Source organism: Saccharopolyspora ipomoeae (assembly GCF_029952525.1).
GTDB lineage: Bacteria > Actinomycetota > Actinomycetes > Mycobacteriales > Pseudonocardiaceae > Saccharopolyspora > Saccharopolyspora ipomoeae.
On sequence record NZ_JASAOF010000013.1, the window covers coordinates 127592 to 145755 of the forward strand.

At 71.0% G+C, this 18164-nt stretch carries 18 protein-coding genes; 3 read left to right on the top strand and 15 right to left on the bottom strand.

Annotated features, from left to right (window positions below):
* Positions 1 to 15: 15 nt before the first annotated feature.
* The 6 genes from QFW96_RS19765 to QFW96_RS19790 form a co-directional block, all read right to left on the bottom strand.
* Complete coding sequence (locus QFW96_RS19765) at positions 16 to 603, bottom strand: YbaB/EbfC family nucleoid-associated protein (protein ID WP_281457173.1); 588 nt, start codon at positions 601 to 603, stop codon at positions 16 to 18.
* A gap of 77 nt (positions 604 to 680) precedes the next feature.
* Complete coding sequence (locus QFW96_RS19770; protein WP_281457174.1) at positions 681 to 1301, bottom strand: type VII secretion target; 621 nt, start codon at positions 1299 to 1301, stop codon at positions 681 to 683.
* A gap of 19 nt (positions 1302 to 1320) precedes the next feature.
* Entirely contained in the window at positions 1321 to 2073 is a 753-nt protein-coding gene (locus tag QFW96_RS19775) for an ESX secretion-associated protein EspG (RefSeq protein WP_281457175.1), read from the bottom strand.
* Entirely contained in the window at positions 2070 to 3638 is a 1569-nt protein-coding gene (locus QFW96_RS19780) for a WXG100 family type VII secretion target (protein ID WP_281457176.1), read from the bottom strand. The genes QFW96_RS19775 and QFW96_RS19780 overlap by 4 nt, the downstream gene beginning before the upstream one ends.
* A gap of 18 nt (positions 3639 to 3656) precedes the next feature.
* Positions 3657 to 4055 carry a hypothetical protein gene (locus tag QFW96_RS19785; RefSeq protein WP_281457177.1) on the bottom strand — a complete coding sequence of 133 codons (399 nt, stop codon included), beginning with the start codon at positions 4053 to 4055 and terminating at the stop codon, positions 3657 to 3659.
* A gap of 239 nt (positions 4056 to 4294) precedes the next feature.
* Complete coding sequence (locus tag QFW96_RS19790) at positions 4295 to 4864, bottom strand: hypothetical protein (protein WP_281457178.1); 570 nt, start codon at positions 4862 to 4864, stop codon at positions 4295 to 4297.
* A gap of 200 nt (positions 4865 to 5064) precedes the next feature.
* Here QFW96_RS19790 and QFW96_RS19795 point away from each other — a divergent pair, with 200 nt between their 5' ends.
* Positions 5065 to 6087: an acyl-CoA dehydrogenase family protein gene (locus QFW96_RS19795; RefSeq protein WP_281457179.1), complete on the top strand. Its 1023-nt coding sequence runs from the start codon at positions 5065 to 5067 to the stop codon at positions 6085 to 6087.
* Here QFW96_RS19795 and QFW96_RS19800 read toward each other — a convergent pair.
* Positions 6062 to 7660: a FadD3 family acyl-CoA ligase gene (locus QFW96_RS19800; protein WP_281457180.1), complete on the bottom strand. Its 1599-nt coding sequence runs from the start codon at positions 7658 to 7660 to the stop codon at positions 6062 to 6064. The two genes, QFW96_RS19795 and QFW96_RS19800, sit on opposite strands and share 26 nt — an antisense overlap.
* Before the next feature lie 425 nt (positions 7661 to 8085).
* Between QFW96_RS19800 and QFW96_RS19805 the strand changes: the two genes are divergently transcribed.
* Positions 8086 to 9423, top strand: a complete 1338-nt coding sequence (locus QFW96_RS19805; protein WP_281457181.1) for an MFS transporter — start codon at positions 8086 to 8088, stop codon at positions 9421 to 9423.
* 46 nt (positions 9424 to 9469) lie between these two features.
* Here the strand turns inward: QFW96_RS19805 and QFW96_RS19810 are convergent, their stop codons facing one another.
* The 3 genes from QFW96_RS19810 to QFW96_RS19820 all read right to left on the bottom strand — a co-directional run bounded on the left by QFW96_RS19810 (position 9470) and on the right by QFW96_RS19820 (position 12295).
* A complete protein-coding gene (locus QFW96_RS19810) occupies positions 9470 to 9640 on the bottom strand; it encodes a hypothetical protein (protein ID WP_281457182.1) in 171 nt (56 codons plus the stop codon).
* 212 nt (positions 9641 to 9852) lie between these two features.
* Positions 9853 to 10461, bottom strand: coding sequence for an Rv1733c family protein (locus tag QFW96_RS19815; protein WP_281457183.1), 609 nt, complete (start codon positions 10459 to 10461; stop codon positions 9853 to 9855).
* A gap of 226 nt (positions 10462 to 10687) precedes the next feature.
* On the bottom strand, positions 10688 to 12295 hold the full coding sequence (locus QFW96_RS19820; RefSeq protein ID WP_281457184.1) for a GTPase-associated protein 1-related protein: 1608 nt from the start codon (positions 12293 to 12295) through the stop codon (positions 10688 to 10690).
* A gap of 119 nt (positions 12296 to 12414) precedes the next feature.
* Between QFW96_RS19820 and QFW96_RS19825 the strand changes: the two genes are divergently transcribed.
* On the top strand, positions 12415 to 13038 hold the full coding sequence (locus tag QFW96_RS19825) for a maleylpyruvate isomerase N-terminal domain-containing protein (protein WP_281457185.1): 624 nt from the start codon (positions 12415 to 12417) through the stop codon (positions 13036 to 13038).
* Between the two features lie 17 nt (positions 13039 to 13055).
* On the opposite strand, the gene QFW96_RS19830 is transcribed toward QFW96_RS19825, so the two are convergent.
* The 5 genes from QFW96_RS19830 to QFW96_RS19850 form a co-directional block, all read right to left on the bottom strand.
* On the bottom strand, positions 13056 to 13997 hold the full coding sequence (locus QFW96_RS19830; protein ID WP_281457186.1) for a heme o synthase: 942 nt from the start codon (positions 13995 to 13997) through the stop codon (positions 13056 to 13058).
* Positions 13994 to 14383, bottom strand: coding sequence for a DUF3817 domain-containing protein (locus QFW96_RS19835; RefSeq protein WP_281457187.1), 390 nt, complete (start codon positions 14381 to 14383; stop codon positions 13994 to 13996). The genes QFW96_RS19830 and QFW96_RS19835 overlap by 4 nt, the downstream gene beginning before the upstream one ends.
* A gap of 227 nt (positions 14384 to 14610) precedes the next feature.
* Positions 14611 to 15669 (bottom strand): LLM class flavin-dependent oxidoreductase, encoded by a 1059-nt coding sequence (locus QFW96_RS19840; RefSeq protein WP_281457188.1) that lies wholly within the window; start codon positions 15667 to 15669, stop codon positions 14611 to 14613.
* Between the two features lie 231 nt (positions 15670 to 15900).
* The gene (locus tag QFW96_RS19845) at positions 15901 to 17202 is read right to left on the bottom strand and encodes a lysine N(6)-hydroxylase/L-ornithine N(5)-oxygenase family protein (protein ID WP_281457189.1); all 1302 of its coding nucleotides are present in this window, start codon (positions 17200 to 17202) and stop codon (positions 15901 to 15903) included.
* Between the two features lie 91 nt (positions 17203 to 17293).
* Positions 17294 to 18121 (bottom strand): siderophore-interacting protein, encoded by an 828-nt coding sequence (locus tag QFW96_RS19850; RefSeq protein ID WP_281457190.1) that lies wholly within the window; start codon positions 18119 to 18121, stop codon positions 17294 to 17296.
* Positions 18122 to 18164: the final 43 nt, after the last annotated feature.

The following is an 18164-nucleotide window of genomic DNA, read 5'->3' on the forward strand; positions in this document are numbered from 1 at the left end:
AGATGAAGGAGCGGATCAGTCGCGCAGCGGATCGAAGTCGGGACCGAACTCGTCGTCGTCCTCGTCCTCGAAACGCGGCTTCTTCGGCTGCGCCGGAGGCGGCGCGGGAGCCGGCGGCGCGGCGGGCGGAGTCGAAGTCTCGTCCTCCTCGGCTGGGCCGTCCCACTTCGAGGAGGTCTCCTCCTCGACCTCGTCCTCCGGCTGCTCCGGGAACCGCTCGCGCAGGTTGTCCAGCATCATCGAGCGGGTCTGCTGGTCCTCGTCGCCGAGGGTCGCCTGCATCGTCTCGCCGACCTTGCCGGCGATGTCGGCCTGGGCGCGGTGCATCGTCGACAGGATCTGCGCGGCGAGCTCGTTCGGCGCCATCGAGCGAACCTTGTCGGTGAGTTCCAGGTTCGTGACGCTGCCGTCGGCGCGCACCGTCACCTTGATGCGCCCGTCAGAGCTCGTGGCCGACAGCCTCAGCTGCTCGGTCTGCGCCTGCACTTCCTGGTAGCGCTGCGCCTTCTCCGCAAAACCCTGCGCCCACTGCTGGATTCGGCGCTCCGCCTCGTCGGGGTCGGCCCCGGCGACAGCGAATCCTCCCGAGCTCTGGCCCGTCATCGCACAACCTCCGTCGAAATCTCAAAGTCCTTGGTGTTCGGCGTGAACCGATCCCGAGTCCGACCAGCCGCGACCGGTCAGGCCGGTGTGCCGGGCTCGGTCGGCCGGAGGGGCTCCTCCCGCGGCTCTCCCCGCATCACCGGCGAGACGGCCTGCTGCTGCGGGGAGACGCCCTGCTGCATCGGCTCCGCCAACGGCGTCCCGCGCTCCGCCGCCCGCACCGCCTCCTGCTGCGGCTCCATCACCGATGTCCCCAGCTGCTGCGGCTCCCGCATCGCGGTCCCCTGCTGCATCGGCTCCGCCACCGGTGTCCCCAGCTGCTGCGGCGAACCGCCGCCGCTGTCGACGGCCGGGACTCCGCGCAGCGCCACGGCCGACTGCTTCACCTTGACGGCCTCGTCGAACTTCTTCAGCTCGTCGGAGTTGGCGTCGTCGGTCTCCTGGTAGTCCTTGGCGCTGGAGCGCACGTTGTCGGCCGTGACGGTGATGCCCTCCTTCGCCGCCTTCAGCGCGTTGATCCCTTCCTCTTCCATCGGGTTGACGATGGAAGGCAAGAACGAGCACAGCAGCCCGTAGGCCTCATCGGACATGCTCACGGTCTCGGCCGCCGAGAGCGCGGTGTCCACCCGGTCGGTCAGCGCTTCCAGGTGGCTGGCGTGCGCGGTCAGGTCCTCGGCCTGGACCTTGAACGACGTCATGGCTTCCTCCTCGGATTCCTCAGGCCACCGCGGACACGACGTCGGCGAGGCGGTGCTCGATGCGCTGGTTGTCGGCCGGGGCGATGCTGAGCCACTCCCCCTGCTTGACCATCAGGTAGCGGCCCTGGTGGGTGTCGAACCAGGTCACGAGGGTTGTGGCACGGCGTGTTCCGCGTGAAACACCGAACTGCCCGCCTGCCCGCCGGTTGTTGGCGAGTTCGAGCACGGTCGCCGCGTCCTGGGGCGACAGCCCGGCCTTGACCAGCGCGACGTCCTCGTCGACGTCACCGCCGAACGGGTCGTCAGCGTCCTCGGCGAGCGCCTTCGTCAGCGCATCGGCCGGGATCGAGATCGCCCGCTGCTGCCCCTGCTCGCACGGTGGCAGCACGCCCACGGCGGACATCGCCAGGGACGTGGGGCGGATCTCGGTCAGCCGCAGCTCGTTCCCGTCGAGTTCCGCGAGCACCCCGCTGCGGCGCGCGACCGCGGCCAGCGCCAGGATCGGCCGGTCCCGATGCCCGATCACGTCCACCGAGGTGTCGTGCTCCACCAGCAACCGCAGCAGGTCCACCAGCCGCGGATCGAGTTCGCGGCCGGTGGCGAGTCCGCGCCGGGCCAGCGAGCGGAACACCTCGTCGGCGAGTTCCGCCCGCTCCTCCATCGTCGCGCCGAGGCTCGGAACCTCCAGCGGGTGCGGAATCCTGCCGAGGCCGAGAGCGGACCAGACCAGGTCGAACTCGGCGGTGGAGAGCACGAAGTCCGGATTCGTCATTCTTCGCTCTTTTTCTTCTTCTTGCCCTCGCCGATGACCGGCGGCGGGAGGTCCTTGCCCGGGACTTCGACGACCGGGCCGCCCTCGACGTACTTGACCTTGCGTTCCTCGTCCTGGTTGCCCTGGCCGCCGCGACCCATCGCGCCGCCCATCGCACCGGCACCCATCGCGCCGCCGCCCGTCATGCCGCCGGACTGACCGGCGGCGGACCCACCGGTCGGCCCCTGGGCAGGTGCACCGTGGTCGGCGCCCTGACCACCGCCGACACCGACCGAACCGCCGGGCGTCAGGTTGCTCCCGGCCGCACCACCGGCGGCCGGCATCTGCGGGACGGAACCGCCGCCACCGCCCGCCGAACCACCGCTGGCCAGGTTGGTCTGCGCGTTGCCCGGGAACTCGCTCCCCGGGCCACCGGTCTCCGGGATCGGGGGGAGCTTCCCCTCCCAGTTCCGGTTCCCGCCCCGGTCGTTCCGGCCGTTCGGGCGACGCCCGCCGGGGCCCTGGTACCCGTCGCCGGGCCCCTGGACCGGGCGCATCTTCCGGGTCTTGGCCTGCGTGCTGTCACCGCCCCGCCACGCCGAGCCCTGCGGGGTGGTGTGGTTCGACTTGTAATCGCCCAGCTGCGGCGGGTTCTGCTGCGGCCCGCTGCTCGCGGGGTTCACCGGGTTCGCCTTCATCGTGGGGGCGTCCGCCGAGCTCTGGCTGGTGATGCCCGGGAGCTGCATCTTCTTCGTCGGCGCGTTCGCACCGGGCGGTGTCGGACCTTGCTGCGCCGAAAGCGGAGCGCCCTCGGGCCCCGTCCCGCCGGTCTGCGACGACAGCGGGGGCGCCTGCTGCCCGGACGGCGGGAGGGAGGACTTGCTGATCTTCTGGGTCGCCTGGGATCCGCCGTCGGCGAACTGCTGCTGGGTGCCTGCGGGGCCCTGCTCGGAGTTCTTCGCCGACACGTCGTCGCCCGAACCGGGCGACGGCTTCTTCTTCAGGTCTTCGATCGGGTCCGGGGGCCGCTCGAACCGCGGGGTGTCGCCGTCGATCTCGCGGGAGGACGACTCCATCCGCGTCATCACGCGCACGGCCTGCTCGTGGGCGCTGGAGGATCGCTCCTCGGCGACGCGGATGTCGTCCTGCGCCTTGACGAACGACTCCAGATCACCGGCCGCGTACGCCATCGCGACCGTGAGACCGAGCTTCTTGTCGTCGGTTTTGACCGGCTCGGGCATCTCGGCCTTGGCCTTCTCCATGATCCGGCCCTGCTCCGACATGCGCTCGGCCAGCGCACCGGCCGATTCACCGGCGTCGCGGCTCCAATCGGCCAGCTTCTGGATCGCCGAGCGCGCGGCGTCGGCGGCCTCTCCCTGCCAGCCCGATTCGGTGGCGCGGAGCTTCTCCGACATCCGGTCGGCGGCCTCGGCCATCTCGCGGCCGAGCTTCGTCCACTCGTCGGCGAGCTGTCCCGCTCGTCCCGGGTCGTTGTCGATGTGCACGGCGTCGTAGAGCTCTTCGTGGCTTCGCGACGCCCAGTTCTGGGTTTCCACCAACGCGAGGTCGGGTGATTGCTCAGGCATGGTCTCTCCCCAGGTGGATCAGATGAGCTTCTGGAAGGAGTCGGCTACGCGCTCGTCGGTGTTGCGATAGGTGCGCATCGCGTCCTCGATCGCGTCCCGCGCGTCCACCAGGACTTCTCGGTACCGGGTGAGCACCGAGACCAGCGAGTTATCGCCGCCTTCGGCCCGTCCCGCGAACTTCCCCGCCATCGCCGTACCCACCGGGTTCTTCCCGAACGGGGCCTCCCGGGCGAGGTTCCGCGCCCGCGACAACCAGTCGTCGACCGCGTTCAAGCGCTCGTCCAGCGCGGAACGGATCGCCTCACCGGCGTCCGGGTCCAACTTCAGGTCCAGCTTCTCGACGCCATCGCGCATGGCCGCGACGGAATCCGTCGAGTCGGCGAGCGACGACGATGCCTGGTCATCTGGCTTGTTCATCGATTCCCCCGGCACAACAAGGAAAGCGGCCCCCATCCGATTGAAACTGATCAACGCCCCCAACAGGCCAACACTAACCACACGCGTTCGGCCGCCGGGCGGTTCACCGCCATCGTGATCAGTTGTTTACCCGGGGGACGAGAAGTGTGAGATAACCGACGAACTCGCGAGGCAACCATGCCGCAACGGCATGATTCCGCCCGCTGTCGCCCGCAATTCATTTCCACAGTGGAGGGAGATCAGCCGGGCGCCTTCGGGAGGAACTTGAGGCGCTGGTCCATGTCGGACACATCCGCCTGGAGCTCGCCGAGAGCGCGCTGCATCGCCCCGACCTGCGCCTCCATGTCGGCGACGTTCCCGCTGGTCCCGGACACGTTGTGGTTCATCTCGTCCATGCGCGCGGTGATGCTGCGCAGCTCCGCGCTCATCTGCCGGATGCTCGCCGCCACCGACGGGAGCCCGGCGGTGTCGCTCTGCAACATCACGATGGTCCGGCTGAGACTCGCGATCTGACCGTTGAGCGCGCCGACGCTCTGCGCCATGTCCGGAAACGGTCCCATCAAGTCGCGCATCGCGACGATGTTCCGATCGAGTTCGGACATCTCCGCTCTGAGCATTTCGAGGTTGCCGAGCGCGGACAACTGCTGGTTCGTGCGATCCAGATTCGAGGTGACCGAATCGAGCTGGGAGTGCATCCGCGAGAAGTTGTACTGCAACAGCCCCATCGTGACGAGGTAGACGACCGCGCCCCCGATCAGCAGGATCCGCATCGACCGCTTCCCGCCCGAACCGCCCGCCAGGTCGTCCATCGACACGCACTCCCTCGCAAGCGCTCACCACGGGCGCTCCCACGACACCGCTCGCCACGACACCGCCAACCCAACGACCCGCCCCGCTCCCCGTGACGAACACGCGAGTCACATCACGTCGCCGGCGTCCGGACGGCTGGTCACGGGGCGTCGATCATGCCCCGTCGTGCTGCTTCCGGGGGTTGGGGGAAACTGGGGTGATGACTCAGGAGTCGCCCGCGTTGCAGGAGGCCCGGCGGATCGCCGAGGACGTGCTCTTCCCCGCCGCGCTGGAGGTCGACGCCGCCGAGCGCGTTCCGGAGAGCCACCTGGAACTGCTCGCCGAGCGCGGCTTCTACGGTCTCGCGGCCTCGCCGGAGACGACCCCGCTCGACGTCGGCGACTTCTCCTCGGTGCTGCGGCTCATCGAGGTCCTCGCCTCCGGTTGCCTGACCACGACGTTCGTGTGGATCCAGCACCACGGCGTGCTCGCCGCGGCCGAGACCACCAAGAACCGCAACCTCCGCGAGAACTACCTGTCCGACCTGGTCAGCGGCAAGCGCCGGGGAGGGATCGCGCTCGGTTCGGCGCTGCGGACCGGTCCGGCCCCGCTGCGCGCGGAGCCGGTCGTCGGCGGCTACCTGCTGGAAGGCGTGGCGCCCTGGTTCACCGGCTGGGGCATGGTCGACTCGCTGCTGGTCGCCGGGCGCACCTCCGACGACACGCTGGTCTTCGCGATGCTCGACGTGGCCGAGAGCGACGTGCTGCACGCCGACCCGCTGGAGCTGATGGCCGTGCAGGCCAGCGGCACCGTGACGCTGCGGTTCAACCGGTACTTCGTGCCGCGCGACCGGATCGCCTCGACGGTGCCGCAGGCCGACTACCTGCAGGGCGATTCGGGCTCGGTGCGGTTCAACGGGGCGCTGGCGCTGGGCGTGGCCGGACGCGCGATCGCGCTGCTCGGTGACGACGCGGGCGGCCTGCCCGCCGAGCTGGACGCGGCGCGGGCGAGTCTCGTCGAGGCCGGTGCCGAGGAGCTCTCCGAGGTGCGGGCGCGGGCTTCCGAGCTGGCGATGCGCGCGGCCTCGGCAGCCGCTGTGCACCACGGCAGCCGGTCGGTGCTGCCGGGGAGCCACGCGCAGCGGCTGGTCCGCGAGGCGACGTTCCTGCTGCTGTTCGGCTCGCGCCCGGCGATCAAGTCCGCGCTGCTGGACCGGCTCACCGCTCCGCGAGAACCCGCTTGAGGATCTTCCCGGAGGCGTTGCGGGGCAGCTCGCCGACGAACTCCACCGAGCGGGGCAGCTTGAAGTTGGCCAGCCGCTGCTTGCAGAAGGCCAGCACGGCTTCCTCGGTCAGCGCGGCGTCGCCGACCACGTAGGCCTTGCCGACCTCGCCGAGCCGCTCGTGCGGCACCCCGATCACCGCCACGTCCCGCACGCCGTCGAGGTAGGCCAGGGCCTGCTCGACCTCGGCCGGGTAGACGTTGAACCCGCCGCAGACGTACATGTCCTTGAGCCGGTCGGTGATGCGCAGGTAGCCGCGCTCGTCGAGGACGCCGATGTCGCCGGTGTGCAGCCGCCCGTCGGTGTCGACGGCGTGCGCGGTGGCGCCCGGGTCGTCGAGGTAGCCGCGCATCACGTTCGGCCCGCGCAGCACCACCTCGCCCGCCTGCCCCGGGGGCATGTCGCGGCCGTCGGCGTCGACCACGGCGACCTCGAAACCGGCGGCGGCCCGGCCGCAGGTGTGCGCGACGGTCTCGGCGTCGTCGCCGGGCCGGCACATGGTGGCCACCACGGCCTCGGTGAGGCCGTAAGCGGTGAGCACGGTGTCGAAACCCAGGTCGGAGCGCATCCGCTCGACCAGCGCGACGGGCACGGTGGCCGCGCCGGTGACCGCGAGCCGCAGGCCCGGCAGCTCGCGGCCGCCGCGTTCAGGGGCGTGCAGCAGGGTCTGGAAGATCGTGGGGGCGGCGGCCAGGATCGAGATGCGCTCGGTGTCGATCACGTCGAGCGTCGAGGCCGCGTCGAAGACCGCCTGCGGCAGCATGGTGCTGCCGGTCAGCAGGCACACCAGGATCCCGGCCTTGTAGCCGAAGCTGTGCGAGAACGGGTTGACCAGCAGGTACCGGTCGCCCTTGCGGACCGCACCGCACTCCGCCCACGCCGCGGCCACGCCGAGGGACTGGCGGTGCAGGGACATGACGCCCTTGGCCCGTCCGGTGGTGCCGGAGGTGAACAGCACGTCGGCGAGGTCGTCGGCGGTGACGGCGTCGGCGCGGCGCTCGACCTCGGATTCGGGGACCTTGGCGGCGAGGTCGGCGATCTCGTCCCAGTCGTGGACGCCGGGACCGGCGGGGGTCGCGGTGCCGACGGGGACGCGCAGGACCGCGCGCAGCTCGGGCAATCCGGCGACGACCTCGCCCGGGCCGTCGCCCGCGGCCTCGTGGATGCCCGCGAGCCGGTCCACGCCCAGGAACTCGTCGGCGACGACCAGCGCGCGAGCCTTGCTGCGGTGCAGCAGCTCGGCGGATTCCACGCCGGTGAAGCGGGTGTTGACCGGGATCAGCGTCGCTCCCGCGTAGGACGCGCCGAGAGCCGCGAGGACCCAGTGGTGGGTGTTCGGGGAGTTCAGCGCCACCCGGTCGCCGGGCCGGACGCCGACGGCGACGAACATCCGCGCCACCTCCCGGACCCGCTCGGCGAGCTGACCGAAGGTCAGCCGGACCGGTCCGTCCACCAGCGCTTCGATCTCGCCGAAGCGTTCCGCCGCACCCCGGACCGCTGCCGGAATCGACTCCACGCCCTGCGCACGAGCCATCTCGCCCTCCCCGGTCGGACACCGACGTCGCGAACCCGGCACGCAGCCTACCCAAGCAAGCACCCGCTTGGTAGCCCCTCGGCAAGGGACAGTTTTAGTCATAATTGCCCAGACAAAAACGGACATTGATCATGGGTGGTTATGGCTAAAACTGCCCCCTGGTGACGCACGCACCCGACGGGACCACCACCCCGGACCCGCAGGCGGGGCAGCGGGGGCGGCTGTTCGGGGGAAGGCGGGGAACAGGCCGGTCACGAAGGCGGGCCCGGCGCAAGCGGACGATTCCTCCTTCGGATCCGGTGTGGCAGCATGTGCCGCGAATTGCCCGGAAACGGCGGTTTCAGGCATTCCTCGCCATTCGGGCTCAGCGCGAAAACCGCTTCCCATGACGGTCTTTCGCGGCCCAACTCCGCCGAGGAGGGACGATGAGCAGCGCCGCCATCGGTTCCGAGCAGATCCCGCCCACCCATCCCAGAGAACTCCGCCGCGTGGTCACCTCGTCGGTGGTCGGCACGGCCCTGGAGTGGTACGACTTCTTCATATACGGCTTCGCCGTCACGCTGGTGTTCAACAAGCTGTTCTTCCCCACCAGCGATCCGGCGGTCGGCACCATCGCGGGCTTCGCGACCTTCGGCGTCGGCTTCGCCATCCGGCCGCTGGGCGGTTTCCTGTTCGGCCACCTCGGGGACCGCGTCGGACGCCGCGCCACGCTGGTGCTGACGACGCTGATCATGGGCGTCTCGACCGGCCTGATCGGCCTGCTGCCGACCTACGAGACGATCGGCGTGTGGGCTCCGGTGCTGCTCACGCTGCTGCGGGTCTGCCAGGGACTGGGCGCGGGCGCGGAGTTCGGCGGCGCATCGACCCTGCTGTGCGAGCACGCCCCGCCGCACCGGCGCGGCTACCTCAGCTCGTACGCCCAGACCGGCGTGCAGATCGGCCTGCTGCTCGGCACGGTGACCTTCCTGCTGGTGGAATCCCTCGGCACCGAGGCCGTGCAGGCGTGGGCCTGGCGGGTCCCGTTCCTGCTCAGCTTCGCGATGATCGCGGTGTCGCTGTACGTGCGGCTGCGGGTGGCGGAATCCCCGGTGTTCGAGCGGATGTCGACCGGCCGACGCACGGTCAAGCTGCCGGTGTTCGAGGCGATGCGCCGCTACCCGCGCAACTTCCTGATCGGCGTCGGCGCGCACATCTGCGACACCGCCGTGGTCTACATCTACGCGACCTTCAGCGTCGCCTACCTCCAGGAGACCCTCGGGTTACCGCGCTGGGTCGGGCTGACCGGCGTGATCACCTCGACGTTCGTGGTGATCGTGCTGCAACCGGTCTACGGCGCGCTGTCGGACCGCATCGGCCGCAAACCGCTGAACCTGTTCAGCGTGATCTTCACCGGCTTGTTCGCGTTCCCGTTCTTCGCCCTGCTCGACAGCGAGCAACCGCTGCTGATCTGGCTCGCGCTGGTGGTGGCGGCCGGACTGGGACTGGCGCCGATGATCGCGGTGCAGCCCGCGTTCTACGCGGAGCTGTTCGGGGCCCGGGTCCGCTACACGGGGTTCGCCTCGTCCCGCGAGATCGGCGCGGCGCTGGGCGGGTTCTCCCCGCTGGTGGCCTCCGCGCTGGTGCTGCAGGGCGGGGGCTCCGGCCGGCTGGTGGCGGTGTGGATGATCGCGACCGCGCTGATCTCGCTGGTCGCCTTCGCGTTCTCCCGCGAGACGCGGAGCGTGGACATCGCGGCCCCGGACACCGACCGCACCCAGCCGTGAGGTCGGCCCAGCCCGGTCAGATCAAGCCCCGTCAGTCAGGCCCGGGTCAGCTTGCCACGGCGGCCGACTCGTCGCCGTCCGCGGTCTCGGTCAGCTCCGAGACGAAGGACGGCGCGGGCGAGAACTGCCACGTGGTGTCCGCCGGGTCGCACAGCTCGTTGGCCAGCTCCTCGTAGATCGGCACGCTGTCGGCCGTCTCGGTCTTCTTCTCCCCCATTGCCGCATCCCCTCATCATCGTCAGCGGGCGAGGTTCCTCGTCCCTGCGATGACGTGCCCGCCTCGGCACCGACGGGCCCGTCACAGGTGGAGCTCCGCTGTGGAGATCCACGCCGGTACCCAAACACAACGCCGGGCCCCGCAGACAAGTTCGGCGGCAACATTTAACCCTTACGGGTGAAGATCGCTTGCTCCCTCGGCGCTGCGGCGCATCAGCGCTGCGACCAGGTCCCGCCGCCCTGCACCAGGTCCCACTCGCGACCCCAGGCGCGCATGCCGATCCGGCGCGCGGCGGCCTGCACCGCGCCGATCAGCGCGAAGCTGCCGATCTCCAGCACCACCAGCAGCAGGATCCCGGCGAACACCGCCGAGGCCGTGACCGACTGCGCGTCCGGTGGTGGCGGCACCCGGTCGCCCCGCTGGTCGACCCACACCGGAACGGTGTCGCCGACCTTCGCCGAGGACGGCACCTGCACGCGGGAGCGCTGCTCGTGCAGGCCGTTGCGCCACTCCACGACCGCCGTCGAGCTGACCGCGTCCTGGCTGTAGACCTCCGAGACCGGGATGCTCAGCGAGGGCGCCGTGGTGACCACCGCGTTCACCGAGCGGCTCGTCGCCGCGGCCTGCTCGGCCCGCTCGGACAGGTCCCGGTGCGTCGACTCGGCGAACATGCCGGACACCGGGACCGCGATCATCGCGACCATCACCAGCAGCAGAGTGAGCCCGGCGGCGAGCCGGTCGATCGGCCTGCGCAACGGGTTCCTCCCGATGCTCAGCGAGTTGACCAGCCACGCCGCGTGCGCCTTGAGCGCCGCCCCCATGAGCGAACCTCCCGTGGATCCTTGGGCGCAGGAACCCGCGGTGAGATCGCGGTGGCCCTGCGCAACGACTACCCACGAGGAGTATGCCCGGCGCGACATCGATCGTTATCGCACCGTGACCGGTCATACACTATCGATGCGACGAATGTCCGTTATTGATCCGCGGTGTCACGCTTTCGGCCGCACCGCAACACCTTCCAGTGAGAGCGCGGGGCCCGTCGACCACTCAGCGGCGTCGCCGCCACCACTTGCGGGTCCCGCGGTCCGGTTCGGCCGGGGTCCGGACGATCTCCTGCAGCCACTCGTGCCAGGCCGCGGCGTGGTCGGCGGCCGACGACCTCAGCAGCTTGCTGACCCGGCGGTGATCGGCGCGCCTGCCGCTGCGCACCCACCGCTCCAGCTCCCGGTCGTAGGAGGTGCGCATCTCGGTCGTGGCACCGTCGGACCAGGCCAGCACGAACGCCAGCGCCACGGCGCCGTCGCGTCGGGACTCCTCGGCCTGCGCGTCGCCGAAGATCGCGGGCAGCTCCCGCAGGAGCAGCTGCTGCAGGTTCGGCCCGGCCCTGCCGATCGCGCGCGCGGCGGCGCGGGGATCGGCCGCCAGCAGCGCGGTCACCACCTCGGGCAACCGCGCGCGCAGCACCCGATCGGAGATCCCGGACAGCGACCCGACCTCGGAGTCGCGGCCGAACGCGGCGATCCAGGACCGCACCCGGGCGTCCTCGGACCACAGTTCCCGCAGGTCGGAGCTGAGGTGGTGGCCGAGCACGCGCAGCAGGTCGAGGTAGCGGCCGGTGACCTTGGCCTTGTCGAGGACCGCGAAGGCGCGCTGCGCGATCGACTCGGTGACGGCGGTGGCCGGCAGCGCCCCGATCAACCGGTGCAGCTCGTCGACGGTGGGCGACGCGGCGCCGAACAGGGCGGCCAGCACGGCCTCGGGAGAGTCGGGGAGATCGGGGTCGCGCATCCGCTCGGCGAAGAGGTCGATCGTCTCGCGGCGGGTGTCGCCCTTGGCGCGCACCGCGGCGGACAGGACCGCGGCGTCCAGCGGCTCGAAGGGGTCGGTGGCGATGTGCCGCAGCAGCGGCCACCAGTGCTCGGTGACGGCGGCGAGCACGGTCTCGGAGTGCTCCAGCCGGGCGACCAGCGTGGCCCGCAGCAGGGCGACGAGCTCGTCGGCGCAGGGCCACAGCGACGGGTCCAGCGCGGCTTCGGGGTGCGAGGCCCACCAGCTCACGAACCGCTCGGCGGTGAACCGGTGCGGCGGCAGGTCCGCTCCGAACCGGGTGGCGGTGCGTAACAGCAGGTCGACGCGGTCCGGGGCGACCTCGTCGGCGGCCGCGGACAGCAGCGAGCGGGCCTCCTCGGCCTCGTCGGCGCCCCACGGGTGCGGTGTCAGCGGCGACTCCGGGACCCGCCCGCCGGCGACGATCCCGGCGATCTCGCGGCGGAGCAGCGCCATCCGGGCCGAACCGGCGTGCTCGGCGGCGAGGTCCGCGAGCACCTCGCGGGGCGGGTCGGCGGCCAGCACCGCCGACAGGACCGGTCCGCGCACGTCGGCGGGGGCGCTGCGCAGCCAGGCAGCGAGCAGCGCGCAGTCCTCGGTGGCGAGCCCCTCGCCGAGCACGATCACGCCGGCGGCCAGCCGGTCGGCGGGGCCGGCGTGCTGCTCGCCCCGGGCTCGGGCGAACTCGTCGGCCAGCTCGATGGAGTCGACGACCTCGACCGAGTCGGGGGTGAGGACGCGCGGCACCCAGCGTCGGGTCTCCGGTGCCGCCCGGGGCGGTTCGTCGGCACTCGGCGGTTCCGGCTGCGCCGGTATCCCTCCGCTCATCGCACGCTCCCGTTCCGCTGACGATCACCGGGCCACCCGAAGAGATTATCCGCGGACCCCGACCACGCGTGAGTGAATAGGTACCGCAGGCCGAAAACCTGCCGACCGAGAGGAGCCGCATGATCATCGACGCCCTGGAGCAGACCTGGCAGGCGTGGGCACGACTCGGCGCGCAGCTCGACGACGAGCAGTGGGCGCGGCCGACGCGGCTGCCGAGCTGGACCGTCAAGGACGTCTACACCCACGTCAGCCCGTTCCCGTCGGCGACGAAGGCCGGAATCGAAGCCCCCTCACCCGACGCCCCGGTCAGCCACGGCGACGCCGCCGGGCTGCTGGCGTTCATGCAGGAACCGGGCGGGGTGGCCGAGCAGAGCGCGGAGCTGCTCAAGGAATCGGCGACCGCGCGGTCGCAGACGATGTCGACCGGCGAGCTCGTCGCGCAGTTCGCCGAGATCGCCCCGCAGGCCGTCGCGGAGCTCCGCGAGGCCGACCTGGAGCGCACGGTGCACTACGGCGGGTTCGCGGTGGTGCCCGCGCGCGAGGCGCTGCGGATCTTCGTGCTGGAGGGCGTCGCGCACTACCTCGACATCGCCGCCGCGCTGGATCTCGACCGCCCCGGCCCGCTGGCCGGTGAGGCGCTGCGGGTGGCGGTCGACCTGCTCGCCGAAACCGCCGACCCGATCGCGTTCATCGACGCCGCGACCGGGCGCAGCGACGCCCCGGTGCTGCCGGTGATGCGCTGAATCAGCCGATCACGGGGTCAACCGATCACGGGGGTCAGCGCGGCGTCCACGGCGATCGCCACGAACACCAGCGTCAGGTACGAGTTCGACAGGTGGAACAGCGTCATCGGCTTCAGCGCCAGGCCCTTGCGGGCGTTGTTGTGCAGGCGCTGCGCGACCACCAGGAAGACCACGCCCGAGATGCCGGCCAGCGCGATGTAGACCCAGCTGGTGACCGGGAACAGCAGCAGCGTGCAGCCGACGGTGGCCCAGCTGTAGGCGAGGATGCGCGCCGAGACCTGCTTGGTCGTGGCGACCACCGGCAGCATCGGCACGCCCGCGCGGGCGTAGTCGTCCTTGTACTTCATGGCCAGCGACCAGAAGTGCGGCGGCGTCCACAGGAACACCACGCCGAACATCACGATCGCGGGCCACTCGACCTTGCCGGTCACCGCGGCCCAGCCGACCACCACGGGCATGCAGCCGGCGGCGCCACCCCAGACGATGTTCTGCGAGGTGCGGCGCTTGAGCACCAGCGTGTAGACGAAGACGTAGAACAGGATCGCGGCCGTGGACAGCGACGCGGCCAGCAGGTTCGCCCCGAGCCACAGCACCAGGAACGACACGACGCCCAGCGCGATGCCGAAGATCAGCGCGCTGCGGCGCGGCACCTCGTAGCGCACCAGCGGGCGCTTCTTGGTGCGGTCCATGACGGCGTCGATGTCGGAGTCCGCGACGCAGTTGAGCGCGTTGGCGCTGCCCGCGGACATGGCGCCGCCGACCAGCGTGACGATCACCAGCCACGGGGACGGGATGCCGCGCTCGGCGAGGAACATCGCGGGAATGGTCGTGACCAGCAGCAGCTCGATGACGCGCGGCTTGGTCAGCGCGAAGTAGGCGCCGACCACCGTGCGGCGGCGCACCGGCTTCGCCGGCGCGGTCTGCTGCGTCCGGTCCACGGACTCGGGGATGGCTGTCATGAGGCGGTCGTTTCCTCCGCGGTCTGCTGCTGCACGATCGGCTTTCCCGCCATCCGCAGCTCGTGCCAGCGCACCACCTTGCGCTCGGCGAAGAACGCGCCGAACGGGATGGTCCCGGCCAGCAGGACCAGCAGCATCCGGCCCATCGGGACGCGCAGCTGGGTGGTCGCCACCACGGCGACCAGCAGGTAGACCATGTAGAGCCAGCCGTGCGCGATGCCGATCGTGGTCACCCACGTCGTACCGGTCTCTTGCGTCGCCGAACCCTCGGCCCACAGGCCGAGGAAGTGGCCGTACTTGAGCACCATGGCGGCGCACAAGAGGATCAGCAGCACGGCAGTGACGTACGCCATGATCCGGTAGAAGATCAGCACACCAGGCTTCACGCCAATCCCTCAATCCCGCGTCGTGCCCCACACCGTCGCGCCCGCGTTCGGGCGCCTGGCAACACCGGTGTCAATAGACCGTACGACACGCGCCCTTCGAGCTCGCCCGCGACCTCGACCTAGAGTGGCGAGCCACACTCCCCCGTCGAAAACCCCTGCGTTCGCCGCGTCGAGAACCCCCGGTTCTCGCGCGACGAATGTTGCGGTTCTCGACGGGAGGGGACGAATCAGGTCATTCGGTAGGACTTCGCGATGAGGTCGAAGGAGCGGAGCTTGGTGGCGGCGTCGGGGAGGTTGGCGGTGAGCATGAGCTCGTCGGCGCCGGTGCGGTCGCGGAGCTCGTCGAGACCTGCGCGGACGGTGTCGGGGTTGCCGTGGACGGCGTCGGCGAGCCAGTGGTCGACGAAGGCCCGGTCGAGATCGGTGTAGGGGTAGTCGCGGGCCTGCTGCCGGGTCGGCTGCTTGCCCGGGGCGCCCTGGCGGAGCTTGAGCATGCTCAGCGCGACGGGGCGGATGATGTCCAGCGCCTCCTCGTCGGTGTCGGCGGCCACCGCCTGCACGCCGATCATCGAGTAGGGCTCGTCGAGGACTTCGGAGGGCTGGAAGGACTCGCGGTAGAGCTCCAGGGCGGGCAGCGTGTTCTGCGCGCTGAAGTGGTGGGCGAAGGCGAACGGCAGCCCGAGGGCCCCGGCCAGCTGCGCGCTGAACCCGCTGGAGCCCAGCAGCCACACCGGCGGCAGCGGCCCGTGCGGCACGGACTGGACCCCGGCGTACGGGTGGTCCAGCGGGAAGTCGTCGTCGAGGAACGCGATCAGCTCGCCGAGCTGCTGCGGGAAGTCCTCCGCCGACAGCGGGCCCTCGGTCCGCCGCAGCGCCCGCGCGGTGGCCTGGTCGGTGCCGGGCGCGCGGCCGACGCCGAGGTCGATGCGACCGGGGTGCAGCGCCTGCAGCGTCCCGAACTGCTCGGCGACGACCAGCGGCGCGTGGTTGGGCAGCATGACGCCGCCGGAGCCGAGCCGCAGCGTCCGGGTGCTCGCGGCCAGGTGCGCGATCACCACGGCGGGCGAGGAGCTGGCGATGCCGGGCATCCCGTGGTGCTCGGCCACCCACATGCGGTGGAACCCGAGCTCCTCCACCCGCTGGGCCAGCTCGGTGGTCGCCGCCAGGGCGTCCGACGGCGAATCCTCGACTCCCACGGTCGCCAGGTCCAGCACGGACAGCGGCACCGGCGCCTCACCGCGGGCCACCCCGCGCACGGGGTCCCCACCACTCACGAGTCCACTCATCGCTCCCTACAACCACCCGACCCCCCACGGTGTTCCCACCCCACCAACCCACCGATTACGCCGGTAACCGGGCACCCGGTTACGCCGGTAATCGGGGGTCCGATTACCGCCGTAACCGGGCACCCGAATACGGCGGTAATCGAGGGTCCGAATACGGCGGTAATCGGGCACCGGAATACGGCGGTATTCGGGGTTCTTCTTGGGCGGCCCCGGGTGGCGTGGGGCGCGTCCTCAGTTGCGGGAGAGGGCGTAGTCCCTGGTGGGGGTCTTTCGGCGGGTGAGCAGCGAGTCGCGGATCTCGCCCGCGCGGACCGCGCCGTTGGACAGCAGCGACGACGTGATGCCGTGGGTGTGCTCGGTGCCGCCCTGGAGGTAGATGGCGCCGGGCAGGTCGCCCGCGGTGCGCACCCGGTAGTCGCGCTCGACCTGCAGCGAGCCCTGCTCGTCCCACTCGCAGTACCGGGCCAGCTCGCCGAGCAGCGTGTACGGGTCTCGGGGGCGGCAACCGGTGGCGTAGACGAGCAGGTCGGCGTCGAGGACGCTTCGCTCGCCGGTGGGCTGGAACTCGACGGTGACCTCCGCGCCGTCCGGGCGGCTGTCGACGCCGACGAGCCTGCTGGCGTTGTGGATCCGCAGCCGCTCGGTCCCCTTGACCTTCTCCTGGTAGGCGCGGGCGTAGAGCTCCTCGATCAGCTCCAGGTCGACCACCGAGTAGTTGGTGTTGCGGTGGTAGTCCATGAGCTTGGCGCGGACCTCGGGCGAGGAGGCGTAGAAGTCGTCGACGGCCTGCGGGTCGAAGATCCGGTTGGCGAAGGGGCTGTCGTCGGCGGGGCTGTAGCCGTAGCGGCCGAACACCGCGCACACCTCGGAGTCGGTGAAGGTGCGGTGCAGGTAGTCGGTGACCTCGGCGGCCGACTGGCCGGCGCCGACGACCACGCAGCGCCGGGGCGCCTCGGTCAGCTCGCCGACGCGGTGCATGAGGTCGAGGTTGTGCCAGACCCGCTCGCCGAGCTCGGCGCCCTCGGGCACCGAGGCTTCCAGGCCGATGGCCATGACGATGTTGCGGGCCTTGTGCACGGCCAGCTGCCCGCCGTGCCGGACGACGACCTCGTAGTGCTCGTCGACCGGGTGGACCTCGACGACCTCGGAGTCGTAGCGGACCACGTCGTCGAGCCGCTCGGCCGCCCACGCCAGGTAGTCGTGGTACTCGACGCGGGTGGGGAACAGCGTCTTGTGGTTGATGAAGTCGGCCAGCCTGCCCTTGTCGTGCAGGTAGGACAGGAACGAGAAGTCGCTGGCCGGGTTGCGCATGGTGACCAGGTCCTTGAGGTAGGACACCTGCATCGTGGTGCCCTCGATGAGCATGCCCCGGTGCCACCCGAAGGACGCCTGGCGCTCGAAGAAGACCGCGTCGACCGGGTCGTCGGCGCCGCGGTTGTGCTCGTCGAGCGCGATCGCCAGCGCCAGGTTGGAGGGCCCGAAACCGATCCCCAGCACGTCGTGGACTTTCTCTTGGTTCAGCGCCGCAGACACGTCGTCCCCTCGGTTCGCCGGAGCCCGACTCGCGGGCGAGTCCTGGTACCGGCGAGACCGCGCAGGTCAGGCCGGTTGGTCGCCGCGTCGGTCAGTCCCGATCGTGGTTGTGCTTGTCGTGGTATTCCGTCTCGGCCATGCCGTACTTCCAGTAGCCGATGGCCAGCACGGACTGGGCGTCCATGCCTCGCTCGTCGCGCAGGTGCCGCCGGATTCCGCGCACCACGCCGGACTCCCCCGCCACCCAGGCGGAGACGTCGACGTCGGCGGGCACGTCCAGCTCCTGCACGGCGTTGATCAGTTGGCGCGACAGGCCTGCCGAGCGGCCGTCGCGGTGCATCCAGGTCCACCGCAGGTCCGGCGGGCACTGCACGTGCTGCCGGTCGGCGGCGGTGTCGACCTCGACGAGCACCTGGCCGCGCGCGGTGGGCGGCAGCTCCTCGACGAGGCTGGAGATCGCCGGCAGCGCGGTCTCGTCACCGACCAGCAGGTACCAGTCGGCGGCACGGCAGACGCGGCCGCCGGGGCCCATCACGCCGAGGCGGTCGCCGGGCCGCGCGTTGCGGGCCCAGTTGGAGGCCACCCCGTGCTCGCCGTGCATGACGAAGTCGATGTCGAGCTCGCCGCGCGACTCGTCGTAGCGGCGGACGGTGTAGGTGCGCATGGTGGGCCGGACTTCCGGTGCCGGCCAGGTGTACCGGCCGGTCTCGGGGTCCAGCTGCGGCAGGATCGGGCGTTCCTGGCCCTGGCGCGGCACGAAGACCTTGACGTTGGGTCCGGTGTGCTGGTCGAGGAAGCCCTCCAGCTCCTCGCCGCCGAGGGTGACCCGCCGCATGGACGGGCTGATCTCGGCGGTGCGCAGCACCTCGAGGTCGCGTGCCGGGGGCCGGTTGCGCCGGAGTCGATCCGCAGTACCCATCGACCGTGCGTTCCTTTCCGCTCCACCAACGATCACTCAGTTA

Bases quoted from the DNA above. Each gene is read 5' to 3' on its own strand.
- QFW96_RS19810 (WP_281457182.1), bottom strand. From the start codon at position 9,640: ATGGGGGAGAAGAAGACCGAGACGGCCGACAGCGTGCCGATCTACGAG.
- QFW96_RS19785 (WP_281457177.1), bottom strand. From the start codon at position 4,055: ATGAACAAGCCAGATGACCAGGCATCGTCGTCGCTCGCCGACTCGACG.
- QFW96_RS19770 (WP_281457174.1), bottom strand. From the start codon at position 1,301: ATGACGTCGTTCAAGGTCCAGGCCGAGGACCTGACCGCGCACGCCAGC.
- QFW96_RS19765 (WP_281457173.1), bottom strand. From the start codon at position 603: ATGACGGGCCAGAGCTCGGGAGGATTCGCTGTCGCCGGGGCCGACCCC.
- QFW96_RS19800 (WP_281457180.1), bottom strand. From the start codon at position 7,660: ATGGCTCGTGCGCAGGGCGTGGAGTCGATTCCGGCAGCGGTCCGGGGT.
- QFW96_RS19830 (WP_281457186.1), bottom strand. From the start codon at position 13,997: ATGACAGCCATCCCCGAGTCCGTGGACCGGACGCAGCAGACCGCGCCG.
- QFW96_RS19820 (WP_281457184.1), bottom strand. From the start codon at position 12,295: ATGAGCGGAGGGATACCGGCGCAGCCGGAACCGCCGAGTGCCGACGAA.
- QFW96_RS19790 (WP_281457178.1), bottom strand. From the start codon at position 4,864: ATGGACGACCTGGCGGGCGGTTCGGGCGGGAAGCGGTCGATGCGGATC.
- QFW96_RS19805 (WP_281457181.1), top strand. From the start codon at position 8,086: ATGAGCAGCGCCGCCATCGGTTCCGAGCAGATCCCGCCCACCCATCCC.
- QFW96_RS19795 (WP_281457179.1), top strand. From the start codon at position 5,065: ATGACTCAGGAGTCGCCCGCGTTGCAGGAGGCCCGGCGGATCGCCGAG.
- QFW96_RS19815 (WP_281457183.1), bottom strand. From the start codon at position 10,461: ATGGGGGCGGCGCTCAAGGCGCACGCGGCGTGGCTGGTCAACTCGCTG.
- QFW96_RS19840 (WP_281457188.1), bottom strand. From the start codon at position 15,669: ATGAGTGGACTCGTGAGTGGTGGGGACCCCGTGCGCGGGGTGGCCCGC.
- QFW96_RS19825 (WP_281457185.1), top strand. From the start codon at position 12,415: ATGATCATCGACGCCCTGGAGCAGACCTGGCAGGCGTGGGCACGACTC.
- QFW96_RS19780 (WP_281457176.1), bottom strand. From the start codon at position 3,638: ATGCCTGAGCAATCACCCGACCTCGCGTTGGTGGAAACCCAGAACTGG.
- QFW96_RS19775 (WP_281457175.1), bottom strand. From the start codon at position 2,073: ATGACGAATCCGGACTTCGTGCTCTCCACCGCCGAGTTCGACCTGGTC.
- QFW96_RS19850 (WP_281457190.1), bottom strand. From the start codon at position 18,121: ATGGGTACTGCGGATCGACTCCGGCGCAACCGGCCCCCGGCACGCGAC.